The organism is Sulfitobacter sp. CW3, from assembly GCF_019392245.1.
Taxonomy (GTDB): Bacteria; Pseudomonadota; Alphaproteobacteria; order Rhodobacterales; family Rhodobacteraceae; genus Sulfitobacter.
In genome coordinates this window covers 1-276 of sequence record NZ_JAHXRL010000172.1, presented here as the reverse complement: position 1 = coordinate 276, position 276 = coordinate 1, and the positions used below count along the sequence as shown (strand labels likewise).

Here is a 276-nt window from a genome sequence, read left to right as displayed (position 1 = left end):
CGCCAGAAGCGCGCGAAGTCCCGGATTGCGCCAGTCGCTCATGACCTTCAGCCCCAGCGCCGTCAGCGCCCGGTTGAATCCGGTCAGCCCCGTGACGTCGCAGATGGCCCCCAAGGCAGCCAGGTCCAGCCATTGGCGGATGTCGGGTTCGGGCCGTTCGGCGAACAGGCCGCGCCGCCGCGCCTCCCGGTTCAGCGCGGCCAGCAGAACGAAGACGACGCCGGCCGCCGCCAGATTGCCTTGGCCCGAGTTGCATCCCGGCCGGTTGGGGTTGAC

General features: G+C 70.7%; 1 pseudogene. It reads right to left on the bottom strand.

Features of this window, described 5'->3' with window-relative positions:
• Positions 1-276: pseudogene (locus KZZ06_RS20655) on the bottom strand (single-stranded-DNA-specific exonuclease RecJ); the annotation flags it as partial.